We start from the raw sequence: 15,832 nt of genomic DNA, 5'->3' as shown, positions 1-15,832 counted from the left end.
AATGCGTATTCTCATCGGGGCCGCGCTTGGCCTGTTGATCGCCACCGGCGCCGCGTTCGCGCAGAATGTGACGCAAGGCGCGAACACGGCGGCGCAGCTGAACGATTATCCGACGGTGGCGCGGGCCGATTATGTGTTCGGCTGCATGGCGGCGAACGGCCAGACGCGGCAGTCGCTGGAGAAGTGCTCCTGCTCGATCGACACCATCGCCACCATCCTGCCCTACGACAAGTACGTCGAGGCGGAGACCATCATGAGCATGTTGCAGACCTCCGGGCAGCAAGCCGAAGTGTTCCGCAATACCGGCATGTTCCGCGACATGGTCGCCGACCTGCGGCGCGCGCAGGCCGAGGCCGAGGTGACGTGCTTTTATTGAGGGGTTGCTCGGCGTGAGCATCCTTCGAGGCCGCCTGTGGCGGCACCTCAGGATGACGTCGCTTAAAACAACGTCATCCTGAGGTGCGAGCGTCAGCGAGCCTCGAAGGATGCTGAAGCAAAGCGACTTCACCCTTCCGCCTCCTGCATCCGGGCCGGAATATCGCGCTCGGCGTGGAGCACGCGCCAGACCTCGATGTGATCGTCGCGCTCCATGTAGAAGACGAGGTAGCGATAACGCTTCAGCCCGCGGCTGCGCAGGCCTGGCACCGCGAGTTCATGCCCGTAGCGAGGAGATCCGGCCGCCGGACGGGCGGCGATGCCGCGATAGGTCGCCTCCAGCGCATCGATGAAGCCGAGCGCCACAGGTGCTCCGGCCTCGCGAAGATAATGGTCGATGGCGTTTTGGGCATCCGCGTGCGCCAGCGCGCGCAGGCGAACCGGCTTGCCGCTCACTCCGGCCTGGTGCGGCGGACGCGTTCCCGCAGGCCATCGAAATAGCTGTCATCGGCCGTCGCCACGACCGGCGCGGCGGCGCCGTCGAGCAGCAGCGCGCGCAGCCGCTGGCGATCCTGATCAGCGCGGATCAACTCGCGGACATATTCGCTGCTGGTGCCGTAACCCCGCCCGGCAACCTGCTCGTCGACGAAGGATTTCAGCGAATCCGGAAGTGAGATGTTCATCGTGCCCATGGCGGGGAGGATAGGGGCTTGGCAAAAATTGGCAAGATCGGCCGCTCGCAGGGTGCTCTGCTTGAGCATCCTTCGAGGCCGCCTGCGGCGGCACCTCAGGATGACGTAGGCTTTAATAAACGACGTCATCCTGAGGTGCGAGCGCCAGCGAGCCTCGAAGGATGTTGAAGCAGAGCGACGTTTTTTGCCTACCCCGCCGGCTTCAGTTCGCCCTCGAACTTGCGTCCGTCGGTGTCGCCGGCGTCGACATGGATCTCCTTGCCGGTCGGCTCGTAGGAGAACTGGATGGCCGGGTCCTCGCTGAGCGAGATGCCGCCTTCCATGGCGAACACCAGGTCGTCGCCCTGCTTGACCTCGATCTTGTCGACGAACTTGGCGGGGATGTAGAGCCGCGTGATCTGGTCCATCTGCAGGCCCGAATAGTTCGGGTGGCGGATCATCAGTTGCACGCGGGACAGCCGGTTGGCCTGGGTGGCGTCGCCCTGCTGGCCGTCATTGACGACGCGCAGCTTCATCTGGCCGATATTCTTCAGCGCCGCTTCCTCGTCCTTCATCGCCGGCGCCGAGCAGCCGCCCGACGCCTTGACGAAGCGGGCATTCATCGCGAGCGTGCCGTCGCTCAATTCGGCGATGGCGCGGATATAGCTGTACTGGTTCACCCGGAGCCGCGTGCCGAGCGTGACGTCCTGGCGCGCGCCGCCGAAGGTGAAGGTGGCGGCGACCGGTGCCGGGTTCTCGTCGACGATCAGCGTCAGCTTCTTCACCGTGCGGACGTCGCCCGCCGGCAGCGCCACCTCGACATCGATCGGCACCATGGCGGCGTCCTCGGCGCGCACCGGCGCCTTCAGCATCACCAGCGGGCTCGCCTCGACGATGGGGCGCTCGCCGAATACGTCGGGCTTCAGCGCCTGCCAGGTGGCGTCGGCGCCGGGCTCCTGCGCCGCGGCGGCGGTGACGGCCAGCGCGGCGAAGGCCGCGGCAACGAGGAGGGTCTTGAAGATGTGCATGACTTGGGTGTGCATGACCTGCATGACGGCTACTCCCGGGGTGCCGCCGGGTCTTGCTTGAGCTTCGTTAAGCGCCCGCGGTTCGAGCAGGATCATACGCCGAACGGTCGTGGATTGCAGGTCAAATGATGCAGAGCGATGCCGGCGGTGGTGGCGACGTTCAGCGAGTCGAATCCACCCTGCATCGGGATGCGGACCGTGTGTGCACGAGCCATGATGCGCGCCGACAGTCCCGGCCCCTCGGCGCCGAGTAATAACGCCGCGCGCCTCGGCCGCACGAGGTTTGAAAGCTCGGTCTCGCCCGCTGGGCTGAGCGCGATCAGCTCGAAGCCATGCGCCAGCAGCAGGTCGAGCAGCGCATCGGCTGAACCCTCCCGCGCGAACGGCACGATCAGGCTGCCGCCGACCGAAACCCGGATCGCCTTGCGATAGAGCGGATCGCAGGAGGCGAAATCGAGCAGGACGGCCTCGGTGCCGAACGCCGCGGCATTGCGGAAGATGCCGCCGACATTGTCGTGATTGGTGATGCCGAGCGGCACCACCACCAGCGCCTCGTCCGGCAGGCCGGCGAGCAGCGCCTCGGCAGTCGTCTCCTCGCCGCGCAGCCCGATGCCGAGCAGGCCGCGATGGATGTGGAAGCCGGTGATGCCGTCGAGGATCGGCTGGCTCGCGGTATAGACCGGCAATTCCACCGGCGCCTGCGCCAGCAATGGCGTCAGCGCCGCGACCCGGCTCTCCGCCAAAAGCAGCGATTCCAGCCGGAAGCGGTTGCGCGGCGAGAGCGCGACATCGAGCACGGTGCGCCCCTCGACGATGAAGCGCCGCTCGCGCCCGACGAGATCGCGCTCGCGCACGATGCGGTAGGGCTCGATGCGTGAGTCGTCGGGGGAGGCGAGGGGGATGAGGGGCATGGTGTTCTGCTTCAGCATCCTTCGAGGCCCGGCTGCGCCGGGCACCTCAGGATGACGTGGTTCTTTCAAAAGCAACGTCATCCTGAGGTGCGAGCACTAGCGAGCCTCGAAGGATGCCCGTCCCCTAGCCCCCCTCAGAAAAACGCCTGGTGCCCGGTGATCGCCCGGCCGAGGATCAGCGCGTGGATGTCGTGCGTGCCCTCATAGGTGTTCACGGTCTCCAGATTGATCATGTGCCGCATCACCGGGAACTCGGCGGATATGCCGTTGCCGCCGTGCATGTCGCGGGCCTGGCGGGCGATGTCGAGCGCCTTGCCGCAATTGTTGCGCTTGATCAGCGAGATCAGCTCCGGCGGCAGCCGGCCTTCCTCGAACAGCCGCCCGGCGCGCAGCGCCGCCTGCAGGCCGAGGCCGATCTCGGTCGCCATGTCGGCGAGCTTCTTCTGCACCATCTGGGTGGCGGCCAGCGGCTTGCCGAACTGGTGGCGGTCCAGCGTGTATTGCCGCGCCGAGGCGTAGCAGGCTTCCGCCGCGCCCATGGTGCCCCAGGCAATGCCGTAGCGGGCGCGGTTGAGGCAGCCGAACGGGCCCTTGAGGCCGGAGACGTTCGGCAGCAGCGCGTCTTCCGGCACCTCGACGCTGTCCATCACGATCTCGCCGGTTATGGAGGCGCGCAGGCTCAGCTTGTTCTCGATCTTCGGCGTGGAGAGCCCCTTGGCGCCGCGTTCCAGCACGAAGCCGCGAATGGCGTCGCCATGCGCCGCCGACTTCGCCCACACCACCATGATGTCGGCGATCGGGGCGTTGGTGATCCACATCTTGGAACCGGATAGCCGATAGCCGCCGTCGATCCTGGCCGCGCGGGTGCGCATGCCGGAAGGGTCGGAGCCGGCGTCCGGCTCGGTGAGGCCGAAGCAGCCGACGATCTCGCCCTTGGCGAGGCGCGGCAGGTACTTCTTGCGCTGCGCCTCGTCGCCATAGGCATGGATCGGGTGCATGACGAGGGAGGACTGCACGCTCATCGCCGAGCGATAGCCGGAATCCACCCGCTCAACCTCGCGCGCCACCAGCCCATAGGCGACATAGCCGAGCCCGGCGCCGCCATACTCCTCGGGGATGGTCGGGCCGAGCAGGCCGAGCGCGCCCATCTCGTCCATGATCTCGCGGTCGAAGCGCTCTTCCATATAGGCCGAGGCGACGCGCGGCTTGAGCTTCTCCTGCGCATAGTCGCGCGCCGTGTCGCGGACCATGCGCTCATCCTCGCTGAGCTGGCTTTCGAGCCCGAACGGATCGGCCCAGTCGAACTCGGCTTTCGTGGTGGGGGCGTGGGCGGCGTGCGGCTGCGCGGACATGGCGGATCTCCGATGGCGCGCCGTTACGGGAGGCGCGTCGTTGCTCCGTCATACAGCCGTTTCGGCCGTCGCGTCATCTGGGAGGAAGGGAGGGGTGTCCTGCTTCAACATCCTTCGAGGCTCGGGCTTTGCCCGAGCACCTCAGGATGAGGTTGTTCCTTTTAAAGCGACCTCATCCTGAGGTGCCGCCGCAGGCGGCCTCGAAGGATGCTGAAGCAGAGCAGCGCGCCCCTCAACGCACGTTGAACGCCACCGGCACCGTGAAGCTGAACGTGCCGCCCGCCATCTCCGGCGGCGGTGGCGGCACCGGGGAGGCGCGGCGCACCATCGCCACCGCCTCGGCATCGAGGCTGGCGCTGCCGGATGAACTCACCAGCCGCGCCGAGAGCACCGCCCCCGAGCGATTGATGGTGAAGGCGACGCGCGGCCGGCCCTGCTCGCCGCGGGCGCGGGCGTCCGCCGGGTAGCGCTTGTTGCGGTTGAGGTGCGCCATCAGCCGGCTGCGCCAATTCGCCGGCGACACGCTGCTCGACGAACTGGCGCCGGCCGAGGGCGCGGCCATGCGCGGCGCAGGGGCGGCGTTCAGCGCCGGAGCGGCGGAGGTCCGCGGCGCCGGCGGCTTCTCGTTGCGTTCCTTTTCCTTCGGCTTGGGCTTCGGTTTCGGCCGCTCCTTGGGCGGCTCGATCTTCTTCTCCGGCGGCGTCAGCTCGGCCGAGAGCGGCAGCGGCGGCGGCAGCGGCACCTCGATATTCTCGACCGGGGCGGCTTCCACCTGCGGCAGCGGCTCCGGCACCTCGGGCAGGGGCGGGGGCGGCACGTCCTCGGCCTTGGCCAGCGGATCGGGGGGAATCTCCTGCTCCACCCGCTCCGGCGCCTGCGTCATTTGCGGGCCGGGCGGCATTTCCACCGGCTCGGATGGCGGCGCCACCGGGAGTTCCGCCAGCTCGATCATGATCGCCGGCGGCTCCGGCGGCATGACGGCCGGCTGCGATGCCGGCCAGTTCAGCACGGCGAAATGCACGCCGAGCACCAGCGCCGCGCAGCCGAGCCAGCGCGAGGCCTCGACCGCGCGATGCTGCACGCCGCCATGCAGCAGCAGCACGCTCATGGCGCGGGAGTTCCGGCGGGGACCGGCGTCCCGGGCGCGGGCGCGGCGCCCGGCAGCGCCTCCAGCCCGACCAGGGCGATCTTGAGATAGCCGGCGGTGCGCAAGAGGTTCATCACCTCCATGAGGTCGCCATAGTCGACGCTTCTGTCGGCGCGCAGGAAAATGCGGGCATCCTTGTTGCCCTCGGTGGCCTTGGCCAGCGCGGCGGCGACGGCCTCGCGCGGCACGTCCTCATTGCCGAGCGACAGCGCCAGGTCGCTCTTCACGGTAAAATAGACCGGCTTGTCCGGGCGCGGCTGCGGCGTCGCGGTGGAGGCCGGCAGGTCCACCTTCACGTCCACCGTCGACAGCGGCGCCGCCACCATGAAGATGATGAGCAGCACCAGCATCACGTCGATGAAGGGCGTGACATTGATCTCGTGGTTCTCGACCAGTTCGTCGCTGTCGCCGGAGGGCAGTCGGGCCGCCATGTCCGCCTACTCCGCCGCCGCGCGCACGCGCTTGGTCGGCGGTTGCGCATAGTCGTGCTGGCCGGCGTCGCGGCGGTCGAGGTCGCGCGACAGCAGCCGCAGCATCTCGGCGGAGGCATCGCCCAGCAGCGCGCGATAGCCCAACACCTGCCGGGTGAAGTGGTTGTAGATCACCACGGCGGGAATGGCGGCGACGAGGCCGATGGCGGTGGCGAGCAGCGCCTCGGCGATGCCGGGCGCCACCACGGCGAGATTGGTGGTCTGCGCCTTCGAGATGCCGATGAACGAGTTCATGATGCCCCACACCGTGCCGAACAGGCCGACGAAGGGCGCGGTGGCGCCGATGGTGGCGAGCAGGCCGGTGCCGCGGGTGATGCGCCGCCCGGCCGCCGCCTCGATGCGGCTGAGCGAGATGGCGACGCGCTCCTTGATGCCCTCGGCGGGCAGCGCGCCGGAGCGGCCGAGCTCGAGATCGGTGGTGCGCACCATCGCCCCGGTGGCGCCGGAGACATCGCCGATGCCGGCGCGGGCGGCGTCCAGCGAGGCGCTGCCGAGCAGGATGCGCAGCTGGCGGCGCAGCTTGCCGGTGACTACCAGCAATTCCAGCGATTTCGCCAGCCACACCGTCCAGGTGACGACCGAGGCGAAGGCGAGGCCGATCATCACCCCCTTCACGATCCAGTCCGCCGCCATGAACATCCCCCAGGGGGAGAGGTCATGCGGCAGCGTGGCGTTGACGGCGGCGTCGTCGGTGGGGGTGACGTCGTGCGGCGCCTCGGGCGTCGGCGCGGCCGGCTGGGGAGCGGCTTGCGTCACCGGTGCCGGCGATTGCGCGGCCGGGGCCGGGGCGAACAGTTCCGGCGTCGGGGTCGCGGGCGTCGGCGTGGGCGCCGCGGTTGCGGCCGGCGGCGCCGTTTCCTGCGCGAGCGCGGGGGCCGGCAAGGCAAGGACGAGCGCGGCCAGTAGCGCCGGCAGGCGCGAGCGGAGCGAACGGCGGCGGAGCGTCGGCATGCGGCTACCCGGATTGCGGCGGCCGGCAGAGGGATCATGCGTCCCGCATGGGATCGGAGAGCCGGTCGACTATTTACTGTCGCGCTTCAATAGACCCGGGCTGACAGGCGCGACAACATGAAATTACGGATTCAGCGTAATGTAGAATGGTTCAAAGCAAGAGAATACTGGAGTCTATCTCAGTTTTACATTGTTCTAAGTTGGAGGAAGACTTGCTTCTCGGAGTCGTCATCCCGGCCGTAGCGCAGCGGAGAGCCGGGATCGCGGGAAGGTGCCGATCAACACCTTTCAGCGATCCCGGATCGGCCGTTGGCCGTCCGGGATGACAACGGGTGGGAAAGGGAAGGGGTCGTTCGGCTTCAGCATCCTTCGAGGCCCGGCTCCGCCGGGCACCTCAGGATGAGGTGGTTATAAAAGCGACCTCATCCTGAGGTGCCCACGCATCGCGTGGGCCTCGAAGGATGCCCACGCCGAGCAACCCCTTCGCTACCCTGCAATCACCTTCCCCGGATTCAGCGTGCCCTCAGGATCGAGCGCATGCTTCAGCCGGTGCATCAGCTCCAGCGCCACCGGGTCGGCGTAGTGCGCCAACTCACGGCGCTTGAGATCGCCGATGCCGTGCTCGGCGGCGATCGAGCCGTCCATGTCGGTCACCACATCATGGACGATGCGGTTGAAGCGTTCCCATTCCTTGATGAAATCCGCCTTCGCCATGCCCACCGGCTGGCTGAGATTGAAATGGATGTTGCCGTCGCCGACATGGCCGAACGGGCAGGGCCGCAATCCCGGCATCGCCGCTTCCACCAAGGCGAGCGCGCGCTCCAGGAATTCCGGCACCCGCGAGACTGGCACCGAGACGTCGTGCTTGATCGAGCCGCCTTCGTGCTTCTGCGCCTCCGACATGTCCTCGCGCAGCCGCCACAGCGCCGCCGCCTGCGCCTCGCTGGAGGCAATGGTGGCGTCCAGTACCAGGCCGTCCTCCATGCCGGCGCCGAGTCCGGCCTCCATCAGCGCGCCGAGATCGAAGGCACGGGTCGGCGCGGAGAGCTCGATCAGGACGTACCAGGGATATTTTTCCGCGAGCGGGCGCACCGTGCCGGGCATATGCGCCAGCACCGTCTCGAGGCCGAAGCTCACCATCAGCTCGAAGGTGGTGAGCGCGTCGCCGGCCTCGGCGCGGAACCGGCCGAGCAGAGCGAGCGCCGCCTTCGGGTCGGGCACGCCGGCGAAGGCGGTGACGCGCTGCGCCGGCTGCGGATAGAGCTTCAGCACCGCCGCGGTGATGATGCCGAGCGTGCCCTCGCTGCCGAGGAACAGCTGCCTGAGATCATAGCCCGCATTGTTCTTGCGCAGCCGCTTCAGCCCGTTCCAGACGGTGCCGTCGGCCAGCACCACTTCGAGGCCGAGTACCAGCTCCTTGGCATTGCCATAGCGCAGCACGGCGGTTCCTCCAGCATTGGTGGAGAGATTGCCGCCGATCTGGCAGGAGCCCTGGGAGGCGATGTGCAGCGGGAACAGGCAGCCGACCGCCTCCGCCGCATGGTGGACCACATCGAGGATGCAGCCGGCCTCTACCGTCATGGTCATGTCGACGGGATCGACATTGCGGATGCGGTCGAGCCGGGAGAGCGAAAGCACCAGCTCGCCCGCCGGCATCTGCCCGCCGACCAGCCCGGTATTGCCGCCCTGCGGCACGATGCGCACGCCGGCCTCGTGGCACGCAGCGACGACGAACGCGACCTCTTCCGTCGAGCCGGGGCGCACTACGGCCGGCGCGGTGCCATGATAGAGCCCGCGCTCCTCGACGAGGTACGGCGCCATGTCCTCCGGCGAAGTGAGGACGTAGTGCGCGCCGATGTGCTGGGCGATGCGGTCGATGAGGGCGGAGAGGTCGGGCATGCGGCAGGTCCTGATCTATTGCCCGGCATCGAGCACGGTGACATGGCCGGCGACACCATAATCGAGAATGGCGCGGTCCGCCGTCAGCAAGGCGACACCCTGGAAGCGCGCGGTGGCGATGATGATGCGGTCGGCCGGGTCGGCATGGATGTCGCCCGGCAGGCGGACGCTGTCTATGGCGATGGCCGGCTCCAGCGGCGCGAGCCGGATGCCGGGCACCGCCAGGGCGGCGTCGATCCACGCCGCGGTCTCGCGGCCGAGCACGAGCCGCCCCTTCTGCGCCAGCATGGCGATCTCCCACGGCGTGATCGCCGACACCAGCACACCGGCCTTCGCGACGGATTCCTCGATAGCGGCCCGCGCCTTCCGCCCGAGCCGCGCATCGTCCGCCAGTGCCCAGACCAGGACGTGGGTATCGAGCACGATCACTGCGTGGCGATCCAGTCGGCGGCGTCGGTCGCCGGGGCGAAGGGATCGTCATAGCGCGTGACCGTGCCGCGCAGCGCGCCGATGAGCGGGCGCGCGGACGCTTCGTCGGGCACCGGGGTCAGCACCGCCACCGGCTTGCCACGCCGGGTGATGGTGACCGGTTCATGGTCCCGGTTCATCTGCTCGATCAGCCGCAGGCATTCCGCCTTGAACTGCGCGGCGGCGATGGTCTTTGCGCTCATGGGCGTGGGTCCGAATGATGTGTACAGGTAAAATGTACATTACGGGGTCGGCGTGCAAGGGCTCGCGTTTGTTTTCCCGACAGTTGTCATCCCGGCCGCAGGCGTAGCCGGAGAGCCGGGATCGCGCGAGTCCCGCGCAACACCTTCCTACGATCCCGGATCGGCCTTCGGCCGTCCGGGATGACGGCTGGTGGGGAAAGGGAAGGGAGTGCTCGGCTTCAGCATCCTTCGAGGCCCGGCTCCGCCGGGCACCTCAGGATGAGGTGGTTCTTTAAAAGCGACCTCATCCTGAGGTGCGAGCGTAGCGAGCCTCGAAGGATGCTCACGCCGCGCCCGGCCCGCGTCACCGCCACCCCTTGCCCCGGGCGCCCTTTCCTCCTATCCCCCCGGGCATGGCGCCTCCTCTGCTTCTGCTTCAAGACACGCGGCTCACCTTCGGCGGCACGCCGCTGCTGGAGGGGGCGGAATTGTCCGTATCCACCGGCGAGCGGGTCGGTCTGGTCGGGCGTAACGGCTCGGGCAAGTCGACATTGCTCAAGATCGCCGCCGGCCTGGTGCAGGCCGATGGCGGGGCGCGCTTTGCCCAGCCGGGCGCCACCATCCGCTATCTGCCGCAGGAGCCGGACCTCAACGGCTTCGCCAACACCCTCGCTTATGTCGAGGCCGGCCTCGGGCCGGGCGATCCGGAGTATCGCGCGCAGTATCTGCTGGAACAGCTCGGCCTCAACGGCACCGAGGAGCCCTCCCGGCTTTCCGGCGGCGAGGCGCGGCGCGCGGCGCTGGCGCGCGTGCTGGCGCCGGAGCCGGATATCCTGCTGCTGGACGAGCCGACCAACCATCTCGACCTGCCGGCCATCGAATGGCTGGAGAGCGAGATCGCCTCCTCGCGCTCGGCGCTGGTGCTGATCAGCCATGACCGGCGCTTCCTCGAAGACCTCACCCGCGCCACCGTCTGGCTCGATCGCGGCCGGACCCGGCGCATGGAGCGTGGCTTCAAATTCTTCGAGGAATGGCGCGACCAGGTGCTGGAGGAAGAAGAGCGAGACCAGCACAAGCTCGACCGCCGGATCGCCGCCGAAGAGCACTGGATGCGCTACGGCGTCACCGCCCGGCGCAAGCGCAACATGCGCCGCGTCGGCGAACTCGCCGAGATGCGCAAGAATTTCCGCGAGCACCGCCGCGCCGTCGGCACCGTGACCGTCACCGCCACCGAGGCCGATGTCTCCGGCAAGCTGGTGATGGAGGCGGACAACATCGCCAAGTCGTTCGGCAACCGGGTGATCGTGCGCGACTTCTCGATCCGCATCCAGCGCGGCGACCGCATCGGCATTGTCGGCCCGAACGGCGCCGGCAAGACCACGCTGCTCAAGATGCTGATCGGCGAACTGAAGCCCGACAGCGGCAAGGCCAAGCTCGGCACCAATATCGAGATGGCGACGCTCGACCAGCGCCGCGCCGCGCTCGACCCCAACCGCTCGGTGCGCGAGACGCTGACCGACGGGCGTGGCGACCAAGTGTTCGTCGGCGGCAATCCGCGCCACGTCATCGGCTACATGAAGGACTTCCTGTTCCTGCCGGAACAGGCAGGCACCGCGGTTTCCAGGCTCTCCGGCGGCGAGCGCGGCCGGCTCTTGCTGGCGTGCGCGCTGGCGCAGGCCTCGAACCTGATGGTGCTCGACGAGCCGACCAACGACCTCGACCTAGAGACGCTCGACCTGCTCGAAGAGATGATCGACGACTATGCCGGCACCGTGCTGCTGGTGAGCCATGACCGCGACTTCCTCGACCGCACCGTGAATGCGGTGATCGCCTTCGAGGGTGATGGTCGCTGGACGGTCTATGCCGGCGGCTATTCCGACATGGTGGCGCAGCGCGGCCGCGGTGTGGAAGCCCGCCCCGGCGAGGACCTCGGGCGTCCGGCGCTGGTGGCGGCGATGCCGGCCCCGGCGAAGGCGACCGGCAAGCGCAAGCTGTCCTTCAAGGAGAAGCACGCGCTGGAGCAATTGCCCAAGCGCATCGCCACGCTGGAAGCCGAGATCGCCAAGCTGTCGGTGAAGATGCAGACGCCGAATTTCTACACCAGGGATCCGGCGGGATTCGAGAAGACCTCCGCGGCCTTGGCGAAGGCGCAGGGGGAACTGGCGGCGGCCGAGGAGGAATGGCTGGCGCTGGAGATGCTGCGCGAGGAGTTGGGGGTTTAGGGCGTTCGGGGGCGGGTATCCTTCGAGGCTCGCTGCGCTCGCACCTCAGGATGACGTCGCGCTTAAAAGAACCACGTCATCCTGAGGTGCCGCCGCAGGCGGCCTCGAAGGATACCCGCCCCCGAGCTACCCCTCCGCCCGCAGCCCCGCAATCACCATCTCCGCCGTTGCCGGGTTGAGCGCGATCGGGATGTCGTAGACCAGCGCCACCCGCATCAGCGCCTTCACGTCGACATCGTGCGGCTGGGCGGTGAGGGGATCGACGAAGAAGATCAGCGCCTTGATGCGACCCTCGGCGATCAGTGCGCCGATCTGCTGGTCGCCGCCGAGCGGGCCGCTCTTCAGGCGGGTGATGTTCAGTTCCGGGCAGGCCTCCAGCACCCGCCCGCCGGTGGTGCCCGTCGCCACGATGCCGAAGCGGGCGAGGGTTGAGCGGTGCATCACCGCCCAGTCGACCATCTCGTCCTTCTTCTCGTCATGGGCGACAAGACCGACCAAGCCGTCGCTCACATCAAGCGTGGCGCTCATATGTGGTACATCAGGTCCGGGTGCTTGGAGCGGCTGAACACCATCATCTCCTCCAGCGTCATGCGGTCGAGAATGTCCGACATGGCGTCGCGCACCCGGCTCATGGTGATGCGCACCGCGCAGGTGGCGAGATCCTCGCAATCCTCGCACGGCACATAGGCGCTCTTGCTGGCGCAATTGATCGGCGCCAGCGGGCCGTCGAGGGTGCGGATGATGAGGCCGACGCGAATGTCCTTCGGGGTGCGCGCCAGCGCATAGCCGCCGCCGGGACCCTTCTTCGAGCGCAGCATGCCGGCATTGCGCAGTTCGAGCAGGATGGCGTCGAGGAATTTCTTCGGGATGTTGTTGGCAGCGGCAATTTCCGCCCCCATGGCGGTGCCGCCGGGCTCGAGCGAGGCGAGATGCAGCATCGCCTTGAGCCCGTATTTGCCTTTGTTCGTCAGCATGTCCGTATCTGGGCGAGCAGCCGGCGCGGGAGTCGCGCGGCAATCCTCCCATAGATGATGGATAATGCCGTAAATTTCCAGTGGTGGGTTGTCCGTCCGTCATCCCCGGCCTTGTACCGGGGATCTCGGTCGCTGATGCGCTGTCCGGAATCGAGATCCTCGGGACAAGCCCGAGGATGACGGTATGTTGCTACTGGACGCCTGCCTGCACGTGTTGCGGGGCCTGCATATCCACTGCCTGCGCCGTCTCGAACGGGCGCGCGAACAGCACGGCGGCCGCGATCGCGCCATAGGCGAGGGCGAACATCAGGACGTGCCGGAGGCGGCGGGGCTGGCGGGCGGTGGATTCCACGTGGCGCTCTCGTATGAAAGACACCAATAATCTATCAGCAAACTGGACGATGTAAAGCGTCGGCTGTGGATATCGATTATATCACAACTACAATATGTATATCAGCCGCGCTCGAACTCCAGCACATAGCGCGCCACCCGGCGGTCGATGCGGATGTCGCCGGCGCGCAGCGGACGGGCCAGCGACAGCCCTTCCAGCGAGCGGGCGCGGGACAGCGCGACATAGGCCTGGCCGGCGGCGAAGGCGCCGCTGTCGAAATCGATGCGGGCGTCGTCCAACGTCAGGCCCTGCGCCTTGTGCACCGTCACCGCCCATGCGGGCACCAGGGGAAGCTGCGAATAGGTGCCGACCACCTTGGCGGCGATCTTGGCGCCGGCCTCGTCCCAATCATAGCGGATGCGCTCCCAGCTCACCCGCTCCACCTCGACGGTGTTGCCGGTGTCGAGCCGCACATAAGCACGGTCCGGGGCGAGGCCGATCACAGTGCCGACCGAGCCGTTCACCCATTGCTTCTCTGGATCGTTGCGCACCGCCATGACACGGGCGCCGGTCTTCAGCACCAGCGTCTCCGGCACCGGGAGGCGGTCATTGGCAAGGTCGAACTCGCCCTGGCTGACGCCGCCATAGATGCGCCCGGCCTCGGTGAGCCCTTCCATGCCATGGCGATTATAGGCGTCGACGCGGGCATTGGTCGGGGCCAGCACCACCGGGATGCGGCCCTGCCGGTGCGGGCGGTGGCTGGCGTCGTTGATCCCCGCCACCGCTTCCTCGACATGGCGGCCGGCGCGCAGATTGGCGAGCTGGGTGATGAAATAGTCGTCGGTCTGTCGCCACACCTGGGTGAAGGGCAGGCGGGTGATGTCGACCTCGCGCAGCACCTGCGCATCGAAGGCGAACGGGCCCTCATAGCCCATATGGCCGAGCATCTCGCGCTCGGCATTCGGCACCACCGGCGGCAATTGCAGGAAGTCGCCGACGAGGACGATCTGCACGCCGCCGAACGGCTCGGGATTGCCGCGGGCGAGGCGCAGGCAGCGGTCCACCGCATCGAGCACGTCGGCGCGCACCATGGAGATCTCGTCGATGACAAGCCGCTCCAGTTTCTTCAGGATTGCCTTGCGCTGCGCGCGCGGCTTCACTTCCGTTGGATCGAGCAGGCGCGGCGGCAGGCCGAAGAAAGAGTGGATGGTCTGCCCGCCGAGCTGCAAGGCGGCAACGCCGGTCGGCGCCAGGAATGCCTGCTTGGCCCCGCCGAGGCGGCGCAGCGCATGGAGGAAGGTGGTCTTCCCCGTGCCGGCGCCACCCAGCACCATGATCAGCGGCGCCCCTTCGCGCACGAAGGAGAGCGGGCCCGCGAAGGCGTCGTCCGGGACGGACGGCGGCGAGGGCAGGCGAATCGCGGGGCGGGCGGTCTGGTTCATGAGGGTGAGGGAAGCACAGGAGGAGGGGCGGGGCGAGTTTTGGGAGTGTTGCTCGGGGTGGGTATCCTTCGAGGCCGCCTCCGGCGGCACCTCAGGATGACGTGGTTCTATATAGGAGCGACGTCATCCTGAGGTGCGAGTGAAGCGAGCCTCGAAGGATGTTCAAGCAGAAGGCCCAACTGCTTCCTTGAGCGCCCCCGCCAGATCACCCTCGCCCCCGATCCGCACCTTCTCCAGCCCCAGCCACCCCGCCAGCAGCCGCAACTCGCTCGCCAGCGCCTCGGCCACCGGACCCGGCGCGATGCCGTCTTCCAGATGCGCCGCCGGCACCGACAGCGTGGAGGCGGCGCGTTCGGCCTTCATGTCGAGCCGCGCCACCAGGCGGTCGCCCATCAGGAACGGCATGACGTAATAGCCGTGCGAGCGCTTGTCCGCCGGGGTGTAGAAGGCGAGGCGGTAGTGGAACTCGAACAGCCGCTCGGTGCGCGCGCGCTCGAAGATCAGCGAGTCGAACGGCGAGAGCAGCGCATGCGCCTCGATGCGGCGGGGGATGCGCGCATTGGGGTCGAGATAGGCCGGATTGCGCCAGCCCTCGACGTTGACGGGGACGAGCGCGCCGGCTTCCACCAGCTCGGCGAGCCGGGCCTTGGTGTCGGCAACCTCGAGCCGGAAATAATCGCGCAGGTCGAATTCGGTGCCGACGCCGAGCGCGCGTGCCGAGATCAGCAGCAGCTGGCGCTGCGCTTCTTCCACTGTGGGCACCGGGGCCGCCAGCACCTCATGCGGCAGCACCCGCTCCGGCAGATCATAGACCCGCTCGAAGCCGCGGCGTTCGGCAGTGGTGACCTCGCCGGCCCAGAACAGATATTCCACCGCGCTCTTGCCGTCGCTCCAGCCCCACCAGCCGCCTTCGCCGCGCCCGCCATCCGTGAGCTCGCCGGCGCTGAGCGGGCCGCGTGCGCGGATCTCGGCCAGCACGGCATCGAGGAAGGGGCGCTGCTCGCGGGCAAAGCGCGCCAGCCCGCCATAGATGCCGACGCCCTGCTTGGCCCGCTCCATGCGCCAGCGCAGCAGCGGATAGGTGGCGACCGGGAGCAGCGAGGCCTCGTGGCCCCAATATTCGAACAGGTTGCGCTTGCGCCCGAGCGCGGCGGCGTCGAGCCGGGCAGTGGGGTAGGGGCCGAGCCGCGAATAGAGCGGCAGATAGTGCGAGCGGACCAGGACGTTGACGGAGTCGATCTGCAGGAGGCCGAGCCGCTCCACCATGCGCCGCATCTGCGCGAAGCCGCTGTGCTCCGCCACGCGCTCGCCGCCGAAACCCTGCGCGGCCAGCGCGATGCGGCGGGCGGCTTTCAGCGAGAGCTTGTCTCGTATGGGGCGGGGAGGGG

18 protein-coding genes are annotated in these 15,832 nt (G+C 68.1%); 2 read left to right on the top strand and 16 right to left on the bottom strand.

Annotated features, from left to right (window positions below; translation table 11 throughout):
* Position 1: 1 nt before the first annotated feature.
* Positions 2-376 carry a hypothetical protein gene (locus G3545_RS09560; RefSeq protein WP_170011962.1) on the top strand — a complete coding sequence of 125 codons (375 nt, stop codon included), beginning with the start codon at positions 2-4 and terminating at the stop codon, positions 374-376.
* 128 nt (positions 377-504) lie between these two features.
* On the opposite strand, the gene G3545_RS09555 is transcribed toward G3545_RS09560, so the two are convergent.
* The 11 genes from G3545_RS09555 to G3545_RS09505 all read right to left on the bottom strand — a co-directional run bounded on the left by G3545_RS09555 (position 505) and on the right by G3545_RS09505 (position 9,496).
* The gene (locus G3545_RS09555) at positions 505-831 is read right to left on the bottom strand and encodes a type II toxin-antitoxin system RelE/ParE family toxin (RefSeq protein WP_170011960.1); all 327 of its coding nucleotides are present in this window, start codon (positions 829-831) and stop codon (positions 505-507) included.
* Complete coding sequence (locus G3545_RS09550; RefSeq protein WP_170017990.1) at positions 828-1,067, bottom strand: type II toxin-antitoxin system ParD family antitoxin; 240 nt, start codon at positions 1,065-1,067, stop codon at positions 828-830. Before G3545_RS09550 ends, G3545_RS09555 begins: the two co-directional genes overlap by 4 nt.
* Before the next feature lie 188 nt (positions 1,068-1,255).
* Positions 1,256-2,098 carry a quinoprotein dehydrogenase-associated SoxYZ-like carrier gene (locus G3545_RS09545; RefSeq protein WP_246702753.1) on the bottom strand — a complete coding sequence of 281 codons (843 nt, stop codon included), beginning with the start codon at positions 2,096-2,098 and terminating at the stop codon, positions 1,256-1,258.
* Positions 2,099-2,166: 68 nt separating this feature from the next.
* Complete coding sequence (locus G3545_RS09540; RefSeq protein ID WP_170011958.1) at positions 2,167-2,985, bottom strand: RNA methyltransferase; 819 nt, start codon at positions 2,983-2,985, stop codon at positions 2,167-2,169.
* A gap of 134 nt (positions 2,986-3,119) precedes the next feature.
* Positions 3,120-4,337, bottom strand: a complete 1,218-nt coding sequence (locus G3545_RS09535) for an acyl-CoA dehydrogenase (protein ID WP_170011956.1) — start codon at positions 4,335-4,337, stop codon at positions 3,120-3,122.
* 232 nt (positions 4,338-4,569) lie between these two features.
* Entirely contained in the window at positions 4,570-5,445 is an 876-nt protein-coding gene (locus G3545_RS09530) for an energy transducer TonB (protein WP_170011954.1), read from the bottom strand.
* Complete coding sequence (gene exbD / locus G3545_RS09525) at positions 5,442-5,915, bottom strand: TonB system transport protein ExbD (RefSeq protein ID WP_170011952.1); 474 nt, start codon at positions 5,913-5,915, stop codon at positions 5,442-5,444. The genes G3545_RS09530 and exbD overlap by 4 nt, the downstream gene beginning before the upstream one ends.
* 6 nt (positions 5,916-5,921) lie before the next feature.
* A complete protein-coding gene (gene exbB / locus G3545_RS09520) occupies positions 5,922-6,926 on the bottom strand; it encodes a tonB-system energizer ExbB (protein WP_170011950.1) in 1,005 nt (334 codons plus the stop codon).
* A 486-nt stretch (positions 6,927-7,412) separates the two neighbouring features.
* A complete protein-coding gene (locus tag G3545_RS09515) occupies positions 7,413-8,825 on the bottom strand; it encodes an FAD-binding oxidoreductase (protein WP_170011948.1) in 1,413 nt (470 codons plus the stop codon).
* 15 nt (positions 8,826-8,840) lie between these two features.
* Positions 8,841-9,254 (bottom strand): type II toxin-antitoxin system VapC family toxin, encoded by a 414-nt coding sequence (locus G3545_RS09510; RefSeq protein WP_170011946.1) that lies wholly within the window; start codon positions 9,252-9,254, stop codon positions 8,841-8,843.
* Complete coding sequence (locus G3545_RS09505; protein WP_170011944.1) at positions 9,251-9,496, bottom strand: type II toxin-antitoxin system Phd/YefM family antitoxin; 246 nt, start codon at positions 9,494-9,496, stop codon at positions 9,251-9,253. The genes G3545_RS09510 and G3545_RS09505 overlap by 4 nt, the downstream gene beginning before the upstream one ends.
* 392 nt (positions 9,497-9,888) lie before the next feature.
* Here G3545_RS09505 and G3545_RS09500 point away from each other — a divergent pair, with 392 nt between their 5' ends.
* Positions 9,889-11,697: an ATP-binding cassette domain-containing protein gene (locus G3545_RS09500; RefSeq protein ID WP_170011942.1), complete on the top strand. Its 1,809-nt coding sequence runs from the start codon at positions 9,889-9,891 to the stop codon at positions 11,695-11,697.
* A 126-nt stretch (positions 11,698-11,823) separates the two neighbouring features.
* Here the strand turns inward: G3545_RS09500 and G3545_RS09495 are convergent, their stop codons facing one another.
* From G3545_RS09495 to G3545_RS09475, 5 genes are all read right to left on the bottom strand, one after another.
* Positions 11,824-12,207: a methylglyoxal synthase gene (locus G3545_RS09495; RefSeq protein ID WP_170017988.1), complete on the bottom strand. Its 384-nt coding sequence runs from the start codon at positions 12,205-12,207 to the stop codon at positions 11,824-11,826.
* A gap of 14 nt (positions 12,208-12,221) precedes the next feature.
* Positions 12,222-12,671, bottom strand: coding sequence for an Rrf2 family transcriptional regulator (locus tag G3545_RS09490; RefSeq protein ID WP_170011940.1), 450 nt, complete (start codon positions 12,669-12,671; stop codon positions 12,222-12,224).
* Between the two features lie 190 nt (positions 12,672-12,861).
* On the bottom strand, positions 12,862-13,023 hold the full coding sequence (locus G3545_RS09485; RefSeq protein WP_170011938.1) for a hypothetical protein: 162 nt from the start codon (positions 13,021-13,023) through the stop codon (positions 12,862-12,864).
* A 101-nt stretch (positions 13,024-13,124) separates the two neighbouring features.
* On the bottom strand, positions 13,125-14,444 hold the full coding sequence (locus G3545_RS09480) for a DEAD/DEAH box helicase (RefSeq protein WP_170011936.1): 1,320 nt from the start codon (positions 14,442-14,444) through the stop codon (positions 13,125-13,127).
* Positions 14,445-14,606: 162 nt separating this feature from the next.
* Positions 14,607-15,818: a crosslink repair DNA glycosylase YcaQ family protein gene (locus G3545_RS09475; RefSeq protein ID WP_170017987.1), complete on the bottom strand. Its 1,212-nt coding sequence runs from the start codon at positions 15,816-15,818 to the stop codon at positions 14,607-14,609.
* Positions 15,819-15,832 lie beyond the last annotated feature (14 nt).

It is taken from the genome of Starkeya sp. ORNL1 (assembly GCF_012971745.1).
Classification (GTDB): domain Bacteria; phylum Pseudomonadota; class Alphaproteobacteria; order Rhizobiales; family Xanthobacteraceae; genus Ancylobacter.
This window is presented reverse-complemented; position numbering and strand designations above follow the sequence as displayed.

Bases quoted from the DNA above. Each gene is read 5' to 3' on its own strand.
- G3545_RS09560 (WP_170011962.1), top strand. From the start codon at position 2: ATGCGTATTCTCATCGGGGCCGCGCTTGGCCTGTTGATCGCCACCGGC.
- G3545_RS09550 (WP_170017990.1), bottom strand. From the start codon at position 1,067: ATGGGCACGATGAACATCTCACTTCCGGATTCGCTGAAATCCTTCGTC.
- G3545_RS09545 (WP_246702753.1), bottom strand. From the start codon at position 2,098: ATGCAGGTCATGCACACCCAAGTCATGCACATCTTCAAGACCCTCCTC.
- G3545_RS09540 (WP_170011958.1), bottom strand. From the start codon at position 2,985: ATGCCCCTCATCCCCCTCGCCTCCCCCGACGACTCACGCATCGAGCCC.
- G3545_RS09535 (WP_170011956.1), bottom strand. From the start codon at position 4,337: ATGTCCGCGCAGCCGCACGCCGCCCACGCCCCCACCACGAAAGCCGAG.
- G3545_RS09530 (WP_170011954.1), bottom strand. From the start codon at position 5,445: ATGAGCGTGCTGCTGCTGCATGGCGGCGTGCAGCATCGCGCGGTCGAG.
- exbD (WP_170011952.1), bottom strand. From the start codon at position 5,915: ATGGCGGCCCGACTGCCCTCCGGCGACAGCGACGAACTGGTCGAGAAC.
- exbB (WP_170011950.1), bottom strand. From the start codon at position 6,926: ATGCCGACGCTCCGCCGCCGTTCGCTCCGCTCGCGCCTGCCGGCGCTA.
- G3545_RS09515 (WP_170011948.1), bottom strand. From the start codon at position 8,825: ATGCCCGACCTCTCCGCCCTCATCGACCGCATCGCCCAGCACATCGGC.
- G3545_RS09505 (WP_170011944.1), bottom strand. From the start codon at position 9,496: ATGAGCGCAAAGACCATCGCCGCCGCGCAGTTCAAGGCGGAATGCCTG.
- G3545_RS09500 (WP_170011942.1), top strand. From the start codon at position 9,889: ATGGCGCCTCCTCTGCTTCTGCTTCAAGACACGCGGCTCACCTTCGGC.
- G3545_RS09490 (WP_170011940.1), bottom strand. From the start codon at position 12,671: ATGCTGACGAACAAAGGCAAATACGGGCTCAAGGCGATGCTGCATCTC.
- G3545_RS09480 (WP_170011936.1), bottom strand. From the start codon at position 14,444: ATGAACCAGACCGCCCGCCCCGCGATTCGCCTGCCCTCGCCGCCGTCC.